A 20,173-nucleotide genomic window follows, 5' to 3' on the forward strand; every position below is an offset into this window, starting at 1 on the left:
ATGTCGGGCCCGCAGGACGTAGGTCGCATACCCCTAAGGGTATCAATCGCACAGCTGTGGAGTTCACCCGCGGACCGCTTCACCACAAGGTCGCGCCCTCCGGCTCCGGCGCGCGCGAAGCCGTTCCCCGCTGACGTTCGACCCTGCACGGGCGCGGGTCTGGCCCACCCGAACGCCCCAGCTCGATCTCGTACGCCGCAAAGACGTCCTGGACGCTGTCCATCCCGAGGTCCTCCCCCACCCGCAAGAGCACCTGGGCTGCCGCCATCGCATCGGCGACCGCCTCGTGGTGGTTGTCGAGGACCGCCCCCGCTGCCTCGACGACAGCGTCCAACGTGTACGACGGCAGGTCGTAGTGCTGCCGCGAGAGCACGAGCGTGCAGCCGAACGTCATCTGCGGTGAACGCAGCCCCGCGGTCCAGGTCGCGGACTGGATCACCCCGATGTCGAACCGCGCGTTGTGCGCGACGACCGGAAGCCCGACGAGCCGCCGCGCGACCTCTGGCCACACCTCCTCGAAGGACGATGCCGACGCCACGTCCTCCTCGCGCAACCCGTGGACAGCCGTGTTCGCCTCGTCGAAGTGCACGTGCGCGCCGGGCGGGCGCATGAGGCTCCCCCACGCCTCGACGACGACACCTGAACGCACGGTCACCACGCCGACGGCGCACGGCGAGCCGCGAAAAGCGCTCGCCGTCTCCCAGTCGATCGCTACAAAGTCCATACGGTCGCACCCTCTCCATCGTCCGAATCCATACAAATACACCTACCGTCCATCATCCGAAGGCATGCGACGCACGGCAGGGACCTTCGTCCCGAGGACCCGAGGTCCAGACGCCTAGACCCGCATCGGGCGCTCCGGGATGCTCTCGAGGAGGCCATCGGGTTCCCGTGTCAGACCGACCCATCCACCCGCGACGACAGTGAGGACACCATGACCACCACCATCGAGGTGATGTGGCGGCCTGGCTGCCCCTTCTGCAGCTCCTTGCGCCGCGGGCTGAGCCGCGCCGGCGTGGCGACGACCGAGCACAACATCTGGTCGTCGGCCGACGCCGCGGCCCGGGTGCGAGCAGCCAACGGCGGCGACGAGACGGTCCCCACGGTCTTCGTCGGAGACCGCGCGCTCGTGAACCCGTCCGTGAGCCAGGTGCTCGACGCGGTCAGGTCCGTCGACCCGGATTACATGCCGGTCCCGACGCCGACGGCAGGACGCGCGGGAACCGTCGTCGCGACGAACGGGCTCGCCACGGGACTCGTCTGGACGCTCGTGGTCGCAGCCGTGTGGTCCGTCCTCGTCGCGTGGCGCCCCACGACGACCTGGCACCTCGTGCCGCTCATGCTCGCGGCGGCCTGGCCCTGGGCCGTCGGACAGGCTGCGTCGGCTCGCGACCCGTCCGACCGCGCCTCGTCGGCTCGACGACACATCGTGCTCGCCGGCACCGGCGGCCTCGTGTCCGCCGCCGCCCTCTCTTGGCTCCTGTCCGCGGTCGGACGACTCGAGGGCCCCATCTGGGCAGGAGCTGGTTCGCCGCTGACCGAAGCCCTCGTGCTCGCAGCCGTCGGCGCCGCGGTCGCCACCGTCGTGGGCCTGGCACGCACCGTTCGCGACTGATATTTCACGCACCACGATCCGTGGCATCCATCGACCAGACCAGGAGAACCACCATGCTTCCCGACACAGTCCAGGCGTTCATCGACGCCGAGGTGGCCGCGAACCCGACCGACTTCAGCGACCTTCGCGTCGTCATCATGAACGGCACCTTGAAGCGCTCCCCGGCGCCGAGCCACACCGACGGCCTCATCGACGTCTCCACCCGGGTCTTGCGCGGCGTCGGAGCACAGGTCGACACGATCCGGGTCGTCGACCACACGATCCCGCCCGGAGTCTTCCCCGACATGCGCGCGCACGGTTGGGACGTCGACGACTTCCCCGACCTCTATCGCACGCTCATCGAGCCGGCAGACATCGTCGTGCTCGCCACGCCGATCTGGCTCGGCGACCAGTCGTCGATGACCCGGCTCATGATCGAGCGGCTCTACGGCTGGTCGGGAGACCTCAACGAGGCAGGCCAGTGGTCCTACTACGGCAAGGTCGGCGGCGTCCTGGTCACCGGCAACGAGGACGGGGGCAAGCACTGTTCCGCCCAGATGCTGTACGCCCTCTCCCACATCGGGTTCACCATCCCGCCTCAGGCTGACGCCTACTGGGTCGGCGAGGCCGGTCCAGGCCCGTCATACCTCGACGACGACCGTGGCGCGCAGAATCACTGGACCACCCGCAACACCGTCTTCGCGGCATGGAACATGCTCCACACCGCCCGGCGGCTCAAGGACCACGGCGGCATCCCCGCCTACGGCAACGTCACCACCAAGTGGGACCTCAGCAACCCCGACCACCCCAACCCGGAGTACCGCTGAGTCCAGGCGGGTCATCGGTCGACGACAGAGGCCCCCTCGATCCGAAGATCGAGGGGGCCTCTGGACTGCGTACTTCATATGTAGCTGTACTTCACAAGTAGCGGGGACAGGATTTGAACCTGCGACCTCTGGGTTATGAGCCCAGCGAGCTACCGAGCTGCTCCACCCCGCGTCGGTAAACACCACCCTACGCCATCCAGGCTACCCCTCGAGACCACGGCGCCCTGACCTCGAGCCCGGCAAGACCACAGACCCAATTTGCTACCGATAGGTTCCATAGCGACCAGACAGCTCTACACTGGCGTCGTGGGCTCACATCCGAACGCAACCATCGGCCGGCCGCGACTGTTCGACGAACAGACCGTGCTCGACAAGCTGACCATGCTCTTCTGGCGCCAGGGCTATACCCAGACGTCGATGACCGACATCGTCAACGCCAGCGGCGTCCACAAACCCAGCCTCTACCGCACGTTCGGGACCAAAGAAGAGCTGTTCGCCACGATCCTCCGCCGATACCTCGACGACCGGATGGCAGTCTTCGCCCAGCTCGTCGAGACAGCCGGGCCAGGGATCGAGGGGGTGCACACGTTCCTCGACCTGTTCGAGACCGACGCCGTCTCCGGAGGCAGCAAAGACGGCTGCCTCATGGTCATGGCGAGCAACGAGCTCCGCGGCACGACCCCGGGCTACGACGACTTCGCGGTCGCCCACCGGCGCGCGCTGCACGCCGTGATCAGGGTCCTCGTCGCACGGGCGGCGCCCGACGCTGCCCCGACCTCTGACGAGGCCGAGCAGCGGACCGACCTCCTGAGCGCCTACATGCTCGGCCTTCAGGTCATCGTCCGTTCGGGCGCCGCAGCCGACGAGATCCACCGCTACTTCCAGGCCATGCACGCTACCGTCGACACCTGGTAGCGACCGGACCTGCGGGTAGGCCTCAGACCGTGGCGGTCGTGCCGTTCCACTCGAACTTCTGGAAGGCCGCGTCCACCGGCGTGTGCGCGAGGTGGTTCGTGTAGTTCGACATCACCTTCTGCGAGACGACGAGGACGACCTCGAGCACCTGACGCTTGGTGAAGCCTGCATCGAGGAACGTCTGCACCGCCGCCTCGTCGACGTCACCCCGCGCACGGACCATGGCCAGCGTGAAGGTCCGCAGAGCCTCGAGGTGGGCGGTGGGCAGGGGCGTGCCGTCGCGGAGCGCGTCCGTGATGGCGTCGTCGACCTTCATGGCCTTGGCGATCCCGGTGTGCGCAGGGACGCAGTAGTGGCACTCGTGCTCGACGTTGACCGTCTGCCAGGCCACGGTGATCTCGTCCTTGTCGAAGCTCGAGCTCAGGACCAGCTCGTGCGCCGTCAGGTAGCTCTCCAGCAGGCCCGGCGCCTCGGCCATCACCGCGTGAAGTCCAGGGATCCTGCCGTTGCGCTTCTTCGACTGCGCGAGCAGCGGCTTGCTGTCCTCGGGGGCGGTGTTCTCGTCGTGCAGCTGGAAGTCGATCATCGATAGCTCCGTTCAGTCGTGGCCCGCTGGTGCGGACCCTCGGTGGGGATGGTGCGAGGGCGTTCAGATGCTGCGGTGGTCCCGGACTCCGGCCTCGAAGTCGTCCAGACTCGGCACGATGGCCGCATCGACAGCCAAGGGGTCGTTGGCGTTGAGCTGCTGCATGTCACGCTCGCTCTGCGGCGTGACGTTGATCTCGTGCGCCCCCTCGGCGAGCGCTGCCATCACGTCAGCGACGACGTCAGCCACCGAGCTGGTCTCCCAGCCCGCGTTGTTGGACGTCATCATCGCGGTGTCGGTTGCGCCGGGGTAGACCGTGGCAACATGCACTCCTGTGCCGTGCAGCTCGCGTCGCAGCGACTCCCCGAACGCAGCCAGGCCCGTCTTGGTCGCCGCGTAGACCGCGTAGAACGGCATGGCGACGAGCGCGATGGAGCTCGAGATGTTGAGCACCACGCTGCCAGCATCGGCCCCGCTGGCTCGCAGGTGCGGCAGGAGCGCCTGGGTGAGCAGCACCGGTGCGGTGAGGTTGAGGTCGATCATCGACCGGACGTCGTCGTCGCTCGACAGCTCGAGCCGACCGGCCCGGACGTTGCCGGCGTTGTTGACCAGCAGGTCGACGACGTCCCAGGACTCGACAGCCCGCACGACGGCGTCGACGGCACCCGGCGCGCTGAGGTCCTGCGCGAGGACCTCAGCGGTGCCCCCTGCCGACTCGACGAGCTGTGCGGTCTCCTTGAGCGTCTTCTCGGTGCGCCCGACGAGCAGAAGATGCCCGCCCTGGGCGGCGAACGCGACAGCAAGCGCTTGGCCGATCCCCTGACCTGCACCGGTAACGATTCCGTGGCGGTTGGCGAGATTCATGACGTCCTTCTCTCTGTCCGAGGTCGGGGCGCAGACGCGCCCCGAGGTCCACAACGTTCCGTACCGAACGGTACCGTATTCGCTCGCACATCTCACCTGGAGAGAAAAGGGACATGGAGAGCCGTCGACCGGCAGGGAAGAGCGTTCGGACCGACCTTCCGAAGCCCCAGGGATCTAGCGGGCGGAGCGATCGGGCCGCAAAAGACTTCAGGCCCGGAATCCGTGGATTCCGGGCCTGAACTGTGTAGCGGGGACAGGATTTGAACCTGCGACCTCTGGGTTATGAGCCCAGCGAGCTACCGAGCTGCTCCACCCCGCGTCGGTATCTCCACCCTACGACACATCGACAGGGGAGCCAAACCGAGAGCGGTGTGACCCTGGACTCAGCGGCCCGTCACGACCTCGACGCCGCAGGCGAACGTCCGCTCTGCGCCGGCCGCCAGGCGCACGTCAGCGTCACGCTCCGGGCGATTGAACGCATCCGTCATCGTCTCCAACGGCTCGATCGCCACGGACTCACGCGGACGCGGCACCGTGTCGCCCGTGAAGACGACGACCGTCCCCCGCGTCTGCCAGACCGCGATGCCGTCGCCAGAGCCCGGCTCGCTGAGGAGAGTGCGCACGCGTCCGTCCGCGTCAGCGACCAGGTCGGCCCACGCATTGTCGTGCACGACTCCCTCAAGACGGTCATCGTGCACCCCGTCGGGCAGCGGCCGGTACGCGGCGTTGCCCGGGACCGGGACGAGCGTCTCGTCAGTGACGATCGCGGTCCGCGCCGGGACGTGCAACGAGAGCCCGTCGATGGACGCGTGACCGGGCAACCGGAAGTACGGGTGCCACCCGGCAGAGACCGGAGCGTCCACGTCGCCGACGTTGCGGAACGACAGGACGAGATCGAGGCCCGTAGCGGTCAGCGAGAAACGGGCCGTCGCGTCGAGCGAGAAGGGATAGCCGGTGATGTCCCCCGAACGGAGCGAGTACGCGAGCGTGACGCTCACCCCGTGCGGGTCGCTCACGTCCTCCTCGACGAGCGTCCACTGCGCCACACGAGCGGCCCCGTGGATGACCTCTTTGTCCGCGGGATACTGCAGCCCCATCTCCCGAGTCACACCGTCGAAGGTGTACCGGTCGTCACGCAGACGGTTGGCGAACGGGAAGAGGATCGCAGCACGTCCACCCCGCTGCTGGACCACGTCCTCCTCGTCGAGGTACCCGTCCATGAGTTCGGCCAGCCCGCCGTGCCACGGTGCACGCCAGGAGAGCACCGTCGCGCCCAGGAGGAGGATCTCGGCGCGTGCGCCGCTCGCACCGTGCACGAGGACCTTCGTCGGCAGAGCTCCGAGCACCCCGTCGGTGATCGAGCTCAGCTGGTCGGGCACAGTGTCATTCGTCGTCGTCATGGGCCCCATCGTCCTCGGTCACGATCCTGCGAAGCAAACGACCGTCCGTGCGCTCCCCCGCAGGTCACGGTCGCTGTGCACGAACGACGGCGGTGGAGCACCGTGAGGTGCTCCACCGCCGTCGTTCAGGCTGCTCGCTCGCTCTCGGGCGGACGAGCGCGCCCCGAGGTGCTACTCGAGCTCGGCCTCGGCAGCGACCGCCGCGTCGACGGCGCTCTGGAGACGCTCCTGAGCCTCGCCGTACGCAGCGAAGTCACCCGTGGAGAGTGCTTCCTGGCTGTCGACGAGCGCCTCGCCCGCGTCCGCGAGCGCAGCGTCGAGCCGGGTCCGGGCATCGGCGCTGTCGCCCGACGGGGCGGTCGTCGCGTCGTCGGTCGGATCGTCGGTCGGATCGGCCGACGGATCGGCCGACGGATCGTCGGTCGGGGTGTCGGTAGGCGTCTCGTCGACCGGCACGTCCCCCTCGTCCGCTTCGCTGGCGTCTCCGGCTGTCGCACCCGAGTCGCCGTCGAACACCTGGTCCAGCGCACCGTCGAGGGTGTCGGCGAAGCCGACCTCGTCACCGAAGGCGACGAGCACCTTGCGCAGCAGCGGGAACTGGGTGCCGCTCGACGACTGCACGTAGACGGGCTGGACGTAGAGCAGCCCGCCACCCATGGGCAGCGTCAGCAGGTTGCCGTTGAGCACCGTCGAGTTTCCCTGGCGGAGCAGGTTGAGGTTCTGGGCGATGTCGTTGTCCGAGTCGAAGTTGTTCTGGACCTGACCTGGTCCAGGCACCGTCGATCCGCGGGGCAGCTCGAGGAGCCTGAGCTTGCCGTACCCCTCGGCGGGTTCTCCCGCAGTGTCGCCTGCCTCAGCATCGACGGCGAGATACCCGGTGAGGACGTTGCGGTCCCCGGTACCACCGGTGATGAAGGAGGACGACAGCGAGAACGACGGCTCCGTCTGACCCGGCATCTGCAGCGTCTGGTAGTACGGCGGCTGCAACGACTCGGTCTCGGTCTTGGCCGTCGGGTCCTCCGGGTTGCGCCAGAAGTCCTGGCCGGAGAAGAACTCGGAGGCAGAGTCGACGTGGTACTGGGTCAGCAGCGTGCGCTGGACCTTGAACATGTCCTCCGGGTACCGGATGTGGCTCATGAGGTCTCCGCTGATCTCGGAGATGGGCTCCACCGTCCCGGGGAAGACGCCCTGCCAGGCCTGGAGGACCGGGTCTTCCGGGTCCCACGCGTAGAGCGTCACGGAACCGTCGTAGGCGTCGACCGTCGCCTTGACCGAGTTGCGGATGTAGTTGACCTCCTGCGGCTGCAGGGCAGCGATGCTCGCGGACGACGCCGTGAGCGAGTCCGTCGTGGCGTCCTCGAGCGACTCGGAGGCCGAGTACGGGTACTCGTTCGACGTCGTGTAGCCGTCGACGATCCACTTGACGCGGCCGTCGACCACGGCTGGGTACACCCGGCCGTCGAGCGTGAGGTACGGAGCGACCTTCTGGATGCGCTCGCGCGGGTCGCGGTCGTAGACGATCTGCGACTCAGAGGTGACCCGGCTGGAGAAGAGGATCTCCTCGGCCTGGAACTTCAGCGCGTAGAGCATCTTGTTCATGAACGAGCCGACGTCCGGTCCGATGTCTGTCGTCCCGGTCGGGAAGGTCGTGTCGACCTGGCCGCCTTCCTCGTCCGTGGGGTAGTCGAGCTCCCACGGATCGGTTCCCTCAGGGGCACCGAGGATCGAGTAGTCGGGTGACGTCGGGCTGAAGTAGATGCGCGGCTCGTAGCCGTCGTCCGACTGGTCGGTCAGGCCACCCACCGACGGGATGCCGCCCTCGTAGAACGCGGGGCGCCCGTCGGGGCCGATCTGGTTGCCGAAGGCCGCGACGACGCCGTACCCGTGGGTGTAGACCGTGTGGTCGTTGACCCAGTTGCGCTGATCGGTGCCGAGACCGCTGAGGTCGAGCTCTCGCACGGCGATGACCGTGTCGCGGCTCTCGCCGTCGATGACGTACTTGTCCACGGACAGCGTCTCGGTGAAGTTGTAGTAGCCACGGTTCTGCTGCAGCTGGCGGAACGACGGGCTGACGATCGTCGGGTCGAGCAGGCGGATCGAGGCCGTCGTCTGCGCGTCTTCGCGCAGCGCCCCTGCCTCGGCCGTCGTCTTCGCGTTGTACGACGAGGTCTCGATGTCGTCGAGCCCGAACGCGGTCCGCGTGGCGTCGATGTTGCGCTGGATGAAGTCCGCCTCGAGGCGCTGAGCGTTCGGGGCGACCTGGAAACGTTGGACGACCGCCGGGTAGACGCCGCCGACGACGATCGCTGCGACGACCATGAGGCCGACACCGATCGCTGGCAGTCGCCAGTTGCCACGGATCGCCGTGATGATGAAGAGGACCGCGACGAGCGCTGCGACGCCAGCGAGGATCGCCTTGGCCGGGATGACAGCGTTGACGTCCGCGAACGACGCGCCCGCGAACTTGTCGCCGCCCGTCTTGAGGATCGAGTAACGGTCGAGCCAGTAGTTGATGCCGACGAGGAGCATGAGGAACGCAGCGATCGTCGCGAGCTGGATCCGCGCCGCGTGCGTCGTGCGCGCTCCGCCGCCTGGTCCGCCGACCTGCAGGCCACCGTAGAGGTAGAGGGTCGCGAGCGACGCGATCCCGGAGATGACGACGACCGACATCGCGAAGCTCACGAGGAAACGGATCGCCGGCAGCGCGAACACGTAGAACGAGAGGTCGATGCCCCACTGCGGGTCAGTGGTCCCGAACGGCACCGAGTTCATCCAGAGGAGGACTGCGGTCCACTGGGACGAGGCCGCCACACCGGCGAAGAGGCCGAGCAGCACCGGCGCAGCGATCATGACGAGCCGGCGCAGCGGCTCGACAGCCTCACGGTACTGGTCCAGGGTCGCCTGCTCAGGAGTCGAGGGCGCATAGATCGGCCGGTTGCGATGAGCGAGGTACAGGCTCACGAACACGGCCGACGCCATGAGGACGAAGCCCCCGGCGAAGAGCCCTGCGCGAGCCGCCCACTGCGTCCAGATGACGTCGGAGTAGCCCAGCTGCGTGAACCACAGCACCTCCGTCCAGAACTGCGCAAGGAGGAAGATGACGACGACGACGACGCCGAGGGCGCCGACGGTGATCGCCAGAGGGCTGGGTCGTCGTCCGTTGCTGCCCCTTGCTGGGGCTGGACGACGAGGCGGTGCTGCAAAAGACACGGCGGAAGATCCTCGCTCTAGGGTGACACTCGTTGCCTGGCCAACGCTCACGGTCCCTTCAAGGTTCCCACAGTTCCTTCACGAGGCGCAGATGAGCGTCCTTGGCCGCTCGCTCCCCGATCTGCGATCCTGTGTGCCATGACATCGCCTGTGGCACCTTCCCTCACCGAGAACCAGCGAGCACTCGCCGATGCAGTGGTCGACGTAGAACGTCACGTCGCAGCAACAGGCTGGGACGCACCACCCAGGGTCTTTGCGCTCGTCTCCACGCAGGCAGCCCTCCTCGCCGAGCCCGAGCTCGCGAAGCAGCTCCCCGCAGCGACCGTCCAGGCGGCGCTCGACGACCCGAGCCACCTCACCTCTGTCGAGCAGGACGAGCTCCCCGCGACCGAGGCGCTCGAGGAGCTCCTCGCCTCGATCACGTGGCCGGAAGCGGTCATCGGCACCGCCGTCGTCATCGAACGGATCGTCCTCCCGCCGTCCGCGGAGACGGAGATCCCCGACGACCCGGCGGCCGCGCTCGTCTACCTCTCGAGCCACCCGGACCGCCAGGACGTCCGCATGGCTGTCGGGGTGCTGCGTGACGGTGTCTCCTGGTGCGCGGTGCGGACCCGCATGAACGACTCGGACAACGATGTCGCGGTGGGCGCGGACCTCGTACCCGGACTCATCGAAGGGCTCCTCTCGACCTTCGAGTGAGGGCGCCCACCACCGCTGGGTGGTGCGGGTCGGGGCGTCGGCGACAGGCCGAGCGGGACGGCCTAGGTCACCGGGAGCTGATCGCCGTCGCCACGTCCTCGGACGTGCAGGTGGCGAGGCTGTCGCCCTCACCTGCACCGATCGCGACCATCGCGGCGCGCGCCTCGCCGAACGTGTCGACCTTGACCACCTTCAGGCCGTCGGGCACGTGGCCGTAGACCTCGTCGCAGTTCTCCACCGGGGCGAGGAACCACTCGGCGCCGTCTCGCAGCGCGCCGTAGAGCTTCTGCTGGATGCCGCCGATCGGTCCGACGTCACCGTCCGAGTCGATGGTTCCGGTGCCGGCGACGACCTGACCGTTGACCTCGTCCTCCGGTGTGAGCTTGTCGAGGATCCCGAGGGCGAACATCATGCCTGCGCTCGGCCCACCGATGTCAGCGGTCTGGAACTCGACGGTGACCGGGAGGTCACCGATGCGCTGCTCGATGATCACCCCGAGCCGGGAGCCTCCCTCCTGAGCGTCCTCGTCGGAGGCCTCAGGATCGGCGTCCTTCGCCGTCGTCGCGAAGGTCACGTCGACCTCGTCGTCGTCGCGCAGCACCCCGAGGGTGACCGTCGTTCCTGGATCGATGCCGTCCAGAGCCGTGACGAGCTGGTCGAATCCCGTGATCGCTGTCCCGTCGAGCGTCTGGATCACGTCGCCGGTCTCCACCTCCCCGGCTGCGCCCGTGCCCTCCGACGTGCCACCGACCACGAGATCGATGGGGATGTCGTAACCGAGCGCCTCGAGCGCGACATAGACCGAGCTCTGCTGCGAGTCGGTCATGTCTGCCGCGTTCGCGGCGTCGACCGTCTCCTTGTTCGCGTCAGGAGGGAAGACCTCCTCCACCGGGAAGACCGCACGCGTCTCGTCGATCCAGCCCTGGACCACCTGGGGCGCGTACACGGCATAACCGGGCCCGCCGCTCACGCCGACCGTCACCATCCTCAGCTCACCCGTCGACTCGTACGTCTCGGCGTCCGTGATGCTGATGAGCTCCTCGTCGTCGTGCGACCCGAGCGTGTCCCTCGTGGGGCCTGGAGACTTCACCACGTACGGGGACGGGACGACCGCGAGCCCCGCGAGGAGGAGGACGCTGGCGAGGAACGAGACGCCGAGCGTCACGGCACGAGCACTGAGCTCGGGCCCCTCGGGCGGCGAGAACGTGTTCTGAGAGTCGGTCGTCACCGGACCATCATCCCTGACGACCCTGAGCATGGACTGAGACCTCCCGCCCGGAGGCGCCACGACCACGTCACGCCAGGTCCGAGCGTCGCGCGACGGCCTCAGGGGAGTCCGCGCGCCCGCTTCCACAGCGCGGCGGTGCCCAGGAGGGCCACCGCGGCTCCCGCCGCCCCGAGCGCGGCGGCGTCACGCCCACCGACACGACGCCCGGCGACGCCGACCCGCCCCCGGACCTGCGCGACGAGGAACCGCAAGCACTCTTCGCTCGACGACCGCGCCCGCCACCCCACGCCGTGGAGCGCGCATGCACCGACCGACCACGGATAGACGGCGAACGTCATGTCGCTCGCCGGGAGCGGGAGGATGCCGACCCGGTGGAGGCCCTCGGCCGTGGCGAACGCCGTCGCCACGGGCAGCTCGACAGCACGCATCCCGGCGATCCGCAGGACGTCCGCGGTGGAGAGCACGTCCGGCTCGCCGTCGACGAGCGCGCCCACCGTGATCCGACCTGTCAGGCCGTGCGCGACGACAGCGGTCACGGCGTCTGCGACGTCCTCGACGTGCACGAACTGCCAGTCCCGCCGGGCTCCCTTGAGGGTCAGCACACGAGGAGCCTCGAAGTGCCTGCTGATGAGGGTGTCGATGCCCGGACCGACGATCGCCGCCGGCCTGAGGACGGTCGTCGAGACCGGCGCCCTGTCAGGGTCGGCCGAGAGCGCCTCCAGCGTGGCCTCGAACACGACGAGGTCTCCGGCGAAGCCGTCGTCGATCACCAGGACGGGGTCTTCACCGTCCTCGATGACCGCTCGACCGGGCGTGGCACCGTTGACCATCGCCGAGCTGATGCCCACGACGTGCCGGACGCCTGCGAGACGAGCGACGACATAGTGCTTCTCGACGTCCGCGACGAGAGCCGCCCGGCGTTCGACAGCCTCGGAGCCGCCGATCCGCGAGAAGTCGCCGGCGTGACCGACGAGCACGAGGACGTCCACACCCGCGAACCGGTCGACGTCCTCGTCCGCGACGTCGATCTCACGCGCACCGAGACGATGACGGATCCCTCGCGCGACAGGACTGCTGCCGACCACGGCGACGATCTGCGTCGGCTCCTCGTCGGTGCGCTCAGAGCGAACCGGGGCCGCTGTCATGTCCCTCGCACCTCCCACGCTGGTCGATTGTGGTTACGGTGGTCCGAGCTGACGTCCACGCCTACAGTCATCGTCCCAGGAGACCATATGAGCAGCGACCCGTCTGACCCCTCCGGCGCGCCGGACGAGCAGGGCCCCTCCCAGTGGGAGGAGCTCATGCGCTCGCTCTTCGGCTCCGACAGCGAGGAGGCCATGCGCCAGCTGCGTGCTCAAGGGCTCGACCCGCAGGCGCTCTCCTCCAGCGCCGCGTTCCAGAACGACCCGAAGATGTTCCAGCACGTCCTCGACCAGGTCAAACGCCTGCTGACCGCGACCGGCGACTCTCCGGTGAACAGCGACGTCGCCCACGACGTCGCTCGGCAGGTGGCCGTCGCCGAGGGGGACCCGTCGCTGACCGCCCAGCAGGTCCGCGTCGCGACCGAGGCGCTCTCCGTCGCTGAGCTCTGGCTCGACGCCGCGACAGAGCTTCCACCAGCAGGCGGCACGGTGTCTGCCCTGAGCCGTTCTGAATGGGTGGAGCGGACCCTCCCCGCATGGAACATCCTCGCCCAGCCCGTCGCGGCCTCCGTCGTCGACGCACTCACCGCGATCCTCAAGGACCAGCTCCCCGACTCGCTCGGCCTGGGCATCTCCGGCGAAGGGTTCCCGGCAGGCCTCCTCGGGGCAGCCGGCGCGCTCGACCCGTCGCAGGTCATCCGCCAGCTCGGCGCAGCCGTCTTCGGCATGCAGATCGGGACCGCAGCAGGGACGCTGTCCCGCGAGGTCTTCGGCGGGACAGACATCGGTGTCCCGCTGCTCGCCGAGCCTGCCACCGTCCTCGTGCCCTCGAACATCACCGAGTTCGCGAAGGACCTCGACGCACCTGAGGATGAGGTCCGTCTGTTCATCGCCCTCCGCGAGGTCGCGCACGCCCGGCTCTTCACGCACGTCACCTGGCTGCGCGGTCACCTGCTCGGCCTCGTCGAGTCGTATGCCCGCGGCATCACGATCGACATGGACGCGCTCGAGAGCTCGCTGCGCGAGATCGACCCGACCGACACGGAGGCACTCCAGGGAGCACTCTCCGGTGGGGTGTTCGGGCTGCAGTCGACCGACGAGCAGAAGGCCACGCTGCTGCGCCTCGAGACCGTCCTCGCCCTCGTCGAGGGCTGGGTCGACGAGGTCACCGCACGCGCCGCGCTCCCCCACCTGCCCCACGCCGTCGCGCTGCGCGAGATGATCCGGCGCCGGCGAGCCGCGGGCGGCCCTGCCGAGCAGACGTTCGCGACGATCGTCGGCCTCGAGCTCCGTCCCCGGCGCTCGAGGGACGCTGCCAGCCTCTGGGCGTCGATCGACCGTGAGGTCGGGTCCTCAGCCCGGGACGGCGTCTGGGACCACCCGGACCTCCTGCCCGGCACCGCCGACCTCGACGACCCGTCCGGGTACTTCGCCCGCCGTGACCAGGTCACTGCCGAGCAGTCCGACGTCGACAAGGCGCTGGCCGAGATCTTCTCCGACGCGGAAGCAGGGACCACAGACGACGACGCACCGACCGAGGCCGTCGACGGCGAGCAGCCCGAGAGCGGCCCCGACGACCCGACGACGCCCGCCTAGCAGTCTGGCGGTGAGCCCTGCGCCGGGTCCGCAGCGCCCTCGGCCGTGAGATCTGCACGGTCGAGGTCGTCGTCCCCCTGGGTCGGGTCCGCGTCAGGGTCTCCGGCGTCCTGCGCGAAAGCGAAGCCTTCGAGGAACCCGCGGGCACGATCAGTCCGCGGGTATGCCTCGAGGAGCGCCCAGAACTGGGGGCCGTGCCCGGCATAGAGCGTGTGCGCGAGCTCGTGGAGGAGCACGTAGTCGAGGACCCAACCAGGCATGCCGCGCACCCGTGTGGAGATGCGGATCGACCGCTCTGGCAGGCTGCAGGAGCCCCAGCGCCGTCCTTGACGGGACGACCAGCGTACGGACGACGGGTCTGCACGACCACCGAGGTACCGTGCGGAGAGCTCACCAGCACGAGCGGCGAGCCCCTCGTCTGAGGGGCGCCGACGCTGCTCCTTGTCCGCGAGGCGGTCCAGCATCCGCTGGACCCACTCCCGCTCCTGGGCGCGCGAGAACCGCGCGGGGATGGACACGATCGTCCGGTCCCCGTCGCGATAGGCGCTCACCGTGGTCTTGCGACGCCGGCTGCGCCGGACCTCGACTGCACCATGCAGTCCCTCGCCAGCCTCGGGCACACCAAGACCGTAGCGGCTCACCTGCGACAAGGCCAGCAACCCGCCGTAGCGCACCTGTGGACAACGACCACGCCCGACCGTCCGGTGAGAAGGTCGACGGATGAGACTTCGATCGAACCTCCGCGTGCTCGAGCGCGGACGCGGACAGCTCCAGCTCGGAGCAGACCCCCGGTGGGCGATGCTCCTCACCGACCTGACCGAGCCGGAGCGCGAGATGCTGCTCCGCCTCCGGGACCCCGACCGCCCGAGCACCAGCACGCTGATCGACAAGGCCGCCCTCCGCGGGGTCTCGGCAGACCGGCTGCGCGCGCTGCTGGCCCTGCTCGACGAGGCAGGGCTCCTCGTCCGCACTCCCCGGGCTGGCGACGGGCCACGCGTGCCCTCCGCGCTGCTCGACGACGCGGCAGCCATCGAGACCGCGCTCCCCGGCACGCCCGGCGCTCAGACGTTCACGGACCGCCGCAACGCCGTCGTGGCGGTCTCCGGGCTCGGCCGGCTCGGGATGGTCGTGGCAGGCACGCTCGCCGCGGGCGGGATCGGAACCCTTCTCCTCGACGACACCCGGCCCGTGCGCCCCGCCGACGTCGGCGTGGGCGGCTTCCGGGAGAGAGACGTCGGCGCGCCGCGGGCACGGGCTGCCGCCGAGGTGATGATGCGCGCCTACCCGAGCACCCGCACAGGGTCAGGGCGAGCTGATGCGCCAGACGTCGTCGTGATGGTCTTCGAGGAAGCCGCGGACCCCGTGCGGACCGCTCGCCTCATGGCCGAGGGTGTGCCGCACCTCGCCGTGACGATCCGCGAGGCAGACGTCGTGGTCGGCCCCTTCGTCGACCCGGGGCAGAGCCCGTGCCTGACCTGCCTGGACCTGCACCGGACCGATCAAGACAGTCTCTGGCCGGAGCTCGCGACACAGCTCCGACGAGCCGGACGGCTCGCACCCGCCGGGCTCGACACCTCGCTCGCCGCGCTCGCCGGTGCGATGGCGGCCGCACACGTCCTGGCCCGGGTCGACGGGTACCGGCCCGCGACAGCCGGGGCGAGCATCGAGATGTCAATCCCCGATGCCCTGCCCCGGATGCGCAGTTGGGAGATGCACCCGGGCTGCGGGTGCATCGACGTCTCGCCCCGATGACCACCCGCCCCGGTCAAGCCACCGCGTCCTTGCGCGGTCTGCCCCGTCCTCGCTTGCGAGCCACGACGACTCCGTCGACGAACACCTCGCCACCCCAGACGCCCCAGGGTTCGGCCCGGTCGATCGCCCCGGTCAGACAGCCGACCATGAGAGGGCACTCTCGGCACAGCGCCTTCGCCTCGTCGATCCGTGCCGGCTGCTCCGCGAACCAGAGCTCCGGGTCGTTGGACCGGCACGGCGCCATCCGTGCGACGAGATCGTCGAACTCCCGCCCCTCGCGCGTGCTGAGCGCGAGCTGTGCGGCGGGTCGTGCAGCGGGTGGCGTCTGGGCGGTCTGTCCTGCCGAACCCTGCCGTGAAATCGTGTCGAGCAGTGTTGTCTGCCGCACGTTGTCCTCCTGGTGATCCCTTGTCGTGTCAGAACGTGAGGGATGCACGGAGCTTGCGTGCCGCAGAGGCGACGGCGCTGACGCCGGAGCTGCTGAAGAAGCACGAAGGCCGCGGATCCCGAGGGGATTCCGCGGCCTGGAAGGCTAGGTCTGGTTCTCAGACGAAGCAGGTCCTGGAGGCGGAGTCCCGGGTAGCGAAGGACGTGGTGTACGCGATAGAGCGCGGACGGAGCTCAGAGCCGTCGCCGCGGTCATGCCACGTCACAGAGGTCATCGTCTGGTTCTTCATCTGGGCACCCACCTCCTCTCGTCTCGGGCTCGAGCCTCTCGGCCGTCGCCCTCCTACAGGGACTCATGAACCATAGGACGGCGCGATCACGGCACGCAACCTATTTATCGAGCGTTCCGTCGACGTAGCTCTTCACGAGGTCGAGGACGCTCGATCCATAGGCGTCGATCTTGCTCGGACCGACACCGTCGATGCGTGCCAGCTCAGGAACGGTGGTCGGTCTGACCTCGGCGATCACCTGGAGGATCGCGTTGGAGAACACGACGAAGGCGGGCCGATCGATGACCTTGGCCTCGGCCGCGCGCCACTCGCGCAAGGCCTCGTAGAGCAGCTCGTCGTAGTTCCCCGAGACCTTGAGCGTCGTGACACCGCCCGTCGACCCCGCGCCCTTGCGTGCACGGCCCGGAGCCTCTCCCGGCCACAGCCCGTCGAGGAAGCGCGTGCGCTTGCGCGTCGCCCGCCCGCCCGGGTTGCGCGACCGTGCGAACGACAGGTCGAGGTGCTCGCGTGCGCGGGTGATCCCGACATAGAGCAGACGGCGCTCCTCGGCGACCGCCTCGTCCGTCTCCGCCAACGAGATCGGCATGAGGCCCTCGCTCATCCCGGCGAGGAAGACGGCGTCCCACTCGAGTCCCTTGGCCGCGTGCAACGATGCGAGCGTCACGCCCTCGACCGTCGGGGCGTGCTGCGCCGCGGCACGCTCCCCCAGCTCCGCGACGAGGTCGGCGAGCGTGGTCGCCTGCTCCTTCGCTGCGAGATCGTCCGCGAGACCCACGAGCGCCTGCATCGAGTCCCAGCGTTCACGAGCAGCACCGCGCGCGGCAGGAGGCTCGGACGACCAGCCTGCCGACGACAGGATGTCTCGGACCGTCTCGGTCATCGGCACGTCCGGCTCCGCAGAACGCACGCCACCGCGCAGGAGCACGATCGCGTCACGGACCTCGCGCCGGGAGAAGAACCTGTCCCCGCCGCGGACCAGATAGCTCACACCGGCGTCCGCGAGCGCCTGCTCGAACCCTTCCGACTGAGAGTTGGTGCGGTACAGGACGGCGATCTCGCTCGCTGGGGTACCCGCCGCGACGAGGCGTGAGATGCGTGACGCGATCCCTGCGGCCTCTGCCTCGTCGTCGTCGTACGCGGTGAAGGTGACCGGCGGGCCGGCAGGGCGTTGCGCGACGAGCTCGAGCGCGGGGTGGGCGCCGGAGCGCCGGACGCCTTTCGTCGCGAGGAGGTTGTTGGCGAGCTCGACGACCTGCGGTGTCGAGCGGTAGTCGCGGACGAGCCGGACCACCTGGGCGGTGGGGTGCGACTTCTTGAAGGTCAGCAGGTGGTGCGGGGTGGCGCCCGTGAAGGAGTAGATCGTCTGGCTCGGGTCGCCCACCACGCAGAGCTCCTCGCGCCCACCGAGCCACTGGTCGAGGACGAACTGCTGGAGGGGGGACACGTCTTGGTACTCGTCGACGACGAAGTGGCGGTACTGGCGACGGACCGTCTCGGCGACGGTGTGCTGCGAGGCGAGCATGTCGCCGAGCATGAGCAGGACGTCCTCGAAGTCGATGACCGAGCGTTCCGTCTTGACCTCCTCGTAGGCCGTCAGGAGCCGTGCGACGGTGCGGTGGTCGTAGCCGGCGGGCGAGGGCCGGGCGATGGCTGTGCACGCACGCTCGTAGTCTTCGGCGGTCACGAGCGAGACCTTGGCCCACTCGACCTCTGAGGAGAGGTCCCGGACGGCGACGCGGTCGACGCTCAGAGCGAGCCGTCGGGCGGCCTCGGCGATGATCTGCGCCTTGTGCTCGAGGATCCGCGGCGGCGCCCCACCCACCACCTGCGGCCAGAAGAAGCTCAGCTGCCGCAGCGCCGCGGCATGGAACGTCCGGGCCTGGACTCCGGCGACCCCGAGGTCGCGCAGCCGGGTCCGCATCTCGCCTGCGGCGCGGGCTGTGAATGTCACGGCGAGGACGGACGTCGGCGAGTAGACCCCGGTGCGCACGCCGTAGGCGATGCGGTGGGTGATCGCGCGGGTCTTTCCTGTCCCGGCGCCAGCGAGGACGCAGACCGGCCCGGTCAAGGCTTCGGCGACCTCCCGCTGGTCGGGGTCCAGGGCGTCGAGGATCGCTTCAGCAGACCGAGGGATGTCGGTGAGCAGGGTGCGCGTCGCCGCGCGGTGGCCAGGTGCAGGGTCAGGAACAGACATCACGCTCCAGTGTCCCAGCCTGCACCGACAGCTCGCACGCCTCGAGCGTGCGCCCCGTCGGGAATAGTTGGGCCCAGGCGTTCTGTTGACGCCTCGACACCCCGGCTCTACGAGAGGACCACCACCCATGAGCGAGACGACAGCCGTATCCCCCACGATCCCCGACGCCGGCACGATCGTCATGTACTCGACGTCGACGTGCGGGTACTGCCGCCGGCTGAAGAGCCAGCTGACGTCCGCAGGCATCGGGTACTCCGAGATCAACATCGAGGAGGTCCCCGGGACGGCCGCCTTCGTCGAGCAGGTCAACGGTGGCAACCAGACCGTTCCGACGGTCGTGTTCCCCGACGGTTCGTCCGCGACCAACCCGTCGCTCCACGACGTGAAGACCCGCCTCGGCCTCTGACGCGTGCTGGGCCGCCCCGGCCCAGGTCACCGGACAGGTCTCACCGGGCTGGCGTGGCTCCCCAGGAGCCCGTCAGCCCGGCGCCGTACCAGTCCTCGATGAGTGCCCGTGCGATCGACGTCGAGCTCGGCAAGAGCACCGAGCCGTCGGCGATCGCGGCGTCGAGGCCCTCGCGGCTGAACCAGTGGGCCTCGGTCACCTCCACGCCGTCGACGGTGATGTCCGTGGTCGTCGCCCGCGCGACGAACGCCATCATGAGCGACGCAGGGAACGGCCACGGCTGGCTCCCGCGGTACTCGACCGCCCCGATCTCGAGCCCCGACTCCTCGAGCACCTCGCGCCGGACCGCGTTCTCCAAGGACTCCCCCGGCTCGACGTAGCCGGCGAGCGTGGAGTACCGCCCCTGCGGCCACTGTGCAGCGTGCCCGAGGAGCAGACGGTCGTCAGCATCGACGACCGCCATGATCACTGCTGGGTCCGTGCGCGGATAGTGGTCCGAGCCGTCGTTGGTGCACTGGCGGACCCAACCACCGGTCGTCGCCTCGGTCGGCTCCCCGCAGCGCGAGCAGCGCGGGTGCGACGCGTGCCAGGCAGCCAGCCCGACGGACTGGGTCGCGAGGCCGGCGTCCCGCACGCTCAGCTGTGAGCCGATGTCTCTCAGCGACGCCCACTCGTGGCTCTCGACCAGGTCGGTGACCGGGCTCGTCGGGGCGATGCCCTCGATGTCCAGCTGTGCGCCGCCCTCGTCGTGCAGGACGACGGCGACGTAGGCGACCCCGGTCGGGCCTGCGTCACGGCCGAGGTAGAGCCACAGGGCTCGCTGCGACCGCGCGCCCGGTGCCGCGTCCTCGACGAGCGCTGCGTCGACCTCGCTGGCCTCCAGGAAGGCGAGCTCCCGCTCGTCGGCCGAGACGTCGTCCTGCGCACGGACCGCGAGCCGGCTCCGGTGGACGAGGACCACACGCGTGCGTGCGTCCTGGAGCGCGTCGTGCACGACGGCGGGGTCGGTGCGGCGGTCTGCATCACGTCCGACAGCCGCGCGCGAGAGTGGAAGTGCGTCCCAGTCGATGAATCCCATGTGAC

18 protein-coding genes and 2 tRNA genes are annotated in these 20,173 nt (G+C 69.3%); 7 read left to right on the forward strand and 13 right to left on the reverse strand.

What is annotated here, in order from left to right; all coding sequences use genetic code 11:
• Positions 1-79: 79 nt before the first annotated feature.
• Positions 80-724, reverse strand: a complete 645-nt coding sequence (locus ATL42_RS08550) for an exonuclease domain-containing protein (protein WP_098454983.1) — start codon at positions 722-724, stop codon at positions 80-82.
• A gap of 210 nt (positions 725-934) precedes the next feature.
• Here ATL42_RS08550 and ATL42_RS08555 point away from each other — a divergent pair, with 210 nt between their 5' ends.
• Entirely contained in the window at positions 935-1,615 is a 681-nt protein-coding gene (locus ATL42_RS08555) for a glutaredoxin domain-containing protein (RefSeq protein ID WP_098454984.1), read from the forward strand.
• Positions 1,616-1,668: 53 nt separating this feature from the next.
• Entirely contained in the window at positions 1,669-2,421 is a 753-nt protein-coding gene (locus ATL42_RS08560) for a flavodoxin family protein (protein WP_098454985.1), read from the forward strand.
• A 98-nt stretch (positions 2,422-2,519) separates the two neighbouring features.
• Here ATL42_RS08560 and ATL42_RS08565 read toward each other — a convergent pair.
• Positions 2,520-2,593 (reverse strand) — tRNA-Met (locus ATL42_RS08565).
• A gap of 134 nt (positions 2,594-2,727) precedes the next feature.
• Between ATL42_RS08565 and ATL42_RS08570 the strand changes: the two genes are divergently transcribed.
• On the forward strand, positions 2,728-3,336 hold the full coding sequence (locus ATL42_RS08570; protein ID WP_245862338.1) for a TetR/AcrR family transcriptional regulator: 609 nt from the start codon (positions 2,728-2,730) through the stop codon (positions 3,334-3,336).
• Positions 3,337-3,358: 22 nt separating this feature from the next.
• Here the strand turns inward: ATL42_RS08570 and ATL42_RS08575 are convergent, their stop codons facing one another.
• From ATL42_RS08575 to ATL42_RS08595, 5 genes are all read right to left on the reverse strand, one after another.
• Entirely contained in the window at positions 3,359-3,922 is a 564-nt protein-coding gene (locus ATL42_RS08575) for a carboxymuconolactone decarboxylase family protein (RefSeq protein ID WP_098454986.1), read from the reverse strand.
• A 63-nt stretch (positions 3,923-3,985) separates the two neighbouring features.
• Complete coding sequence (locus ATL42_RS08580; RefSeq protein ID WP_098454987.1) at positions 3,986-4,786, reverse strand: SDR family NAD(P)-dependent oxidoreductase; 801 nt, start codon at positions 4,784-4,786, stop codon at positions 3,986-3,988.
• Between the two features lie 245 nt (positions 4,787-5,031).
• Positions 5,032-5,105 (reverse strand) — tRNA-Met (locus tag ATL42_RS08585).
• A 64-nt stretch (positions 5,106-5,169) separates the two neighbouring features.
• Positions 5,170-6,186: an aldose 1-epimerase gene (locus tag ATL42_RS08590; RefSeq protein ID WP_098454988.1), complete on the reverse strand. Its 1,017-nt coding sequence runs from the start codon at positions 6,184-6,186 to the stop codon at positions 5,170-5,172.
• A gap of 171 nt (positions 6,187-6,357) precedes the next feature.
• Positions 6,358-9,396 (reverse strand): UPF0182 family membrane protein, encoded by a 3,039-nt coding sequence (locus ATL42_RS08595; protein ID WP_098454989.1) that lies wholly within the window; start codon positions 9,394-9,396, stop codon positions 6,358-6,360.
• 138 nt (positions 9,397-9,534) lie between these two features.
• On the opposite strand from ATL42_RS08595, the gene ATL42_RS08600 reads away from it, so the two are divergent.
• Positions 9,535-10,095, forward strand: coding sequence for a PPA1309 family protein (locus ATL42_RS08600; RefSeq protein WP_098454990.1), 561 nt, complete (start codon positions 9,535-9,537; stop codon positions 10,093-10,095).
• Positions 10,096-10,162: 67 nt separating this feature from the next.
• Here the strand turns inward: ATL42_RS08600 and ATL42_RS08605 are convergent, their stop codons facing one another.
• Together ATL42_RS08605 and ATL42_RS08610 are read right to left on the reverse strand one after the other, a co-directional pair.
• Positions 10,163-11,323, reverse strand: a complete 1,161-nt coding sequence (locus ATL42_RS08605; protein ID WP_245862339.1) for a YlbL family protein — start codon at positions 11,321-11,323, stop codon at positions 10,163-10,165.
• Positions 11,324-11,421: 98 nt separating this feature from the next.
• The gene (locus ATL42_RS08610) at positions 11,422-12,468 is read right to left on the reverse strand and encodes an NAD-dependent epimerase/dehydratase family protein (RefSeq protein ID WP_098454992.1); all 1,047 of its coding nucleotides are present in this window, start codon (positions 12,466-12,468) and stop codon (positions 11,422-11,424) included.
• Between the two features lie 87 nt (positions 12,469-12,555).
• On the opposite strand from ATL42_RS08610, the gene ATL42_RS08615 reads away from it, so the two are divergent.
• Positions 12,556-14,061, forward strand: coding sequence for a zinc-dependent metalloprotease (locus ATL42_RS08615; protein WP_098454993.1), 1,506 nt, complete (start codon positions 12,556-12,558; stop codon positions 14,059-14,061).
• Here ATL42_RS08615 and ATL42_RS08620 read toward each other — a convergent pair.
• Entirely contained in the window at positions 14,058-14,681 is a 624-nt protein-coding gene (locus ATL42_RS08620) for a M48 family metallopeptidase (protein WP_098454994.1), read from the reverse strand. The genes ATL42_RS08615 and ATL42_RS08620 overlap by 4 nt on opposite strands.
• Before the next feature lie 100 nt (positions 14,682-14,781).
• On the opposite strand from ATL42_RS08620, the gene ATL42_RS08625 reads away from it, so the two are divergent.
• On the forward strand, positions 14,782-15,813 hold the full coding sequence (locus ATL42_RS08625) for a ThiF family adenylyltransferase (RefSeq protein ID WP_098454995.1): 1,032 nt from the start codon (positions 14,782-14,784) through the stop codon (positions 15,811-15,813).
• 13 nt (positions 15,814-15,826) lie between these two features.
• On the opposite strand, the gene ATL42_RS16850 is transcribed toward ATL42_RS08625, so the two are convergent.
• The gene (locus ATL42_RS16850) at positions 15,827-16,201 is read right to left on the reverse strand and encodes a WhiB family transcriptional regulator (protein WP_281254292.1); all 375 of its coding nucleotides are present in this window, start codon (positions 16,199-16,201) and stop codon (positions 15,827-15,829) included.
• Positions 16,202-16,590: 389 nt separating this feature from the next.
• Positions 16,591-18,684: an ATP-dependent DNA helicase UvrD2 gene (locus tag ATL42_RS08635; protein WP_098454996.1), complete on the reverse strand. Its 2,094-nt coding sequence runs from the start codon at positions 18,682-18,684 to the stop codon at positions 16,591-16,593.
• 127 nt (positions 18,685-18,811) lie between these two features.
• Between ATL42_RS08635 and ATL42_RS08640 the strand changes: the two genes are divergently transcribed.
• Positions 18,812-19,090, forward strand: coding sequence for a mycoredoxin (locus tag ATL42_RS08640; protein WP_098454997.1), 279 nt, complete (start codon positions 18,812-18,814; stop codon positions 19,088-19,090).
• A gap of 40 nt (positions 19,091-19,130) precedes the next feature.
• On the opposite strand, the gene nudC is transcribed toward ATL42_RS08640, so the two are convergent.
• On the reverse strand, positions 19,131-20,168 hold the full coding sequence (nudC, locus tag ATL42_RS08645; RefSeq protein ID WP_098454998.1) for an NAD(+) diphosphatase: 1,038 nt from the start codon (positions 20,166-20,168) through the stop codon (positions 19,131-19,133).
• Positions 20,169-20,173 lie beyond the last annotated feature (5 nt).

Origin of the sequence: Sanguibacter antarcticus, from assembly GCF_002564005.1 — a bacterium.
GTDB lineage: Bacteria > Actinomycetota > Actinomycetes > Actinomycetales > Cellulomonadaceae > Sanguibacter > Sanguibacter antarcticus.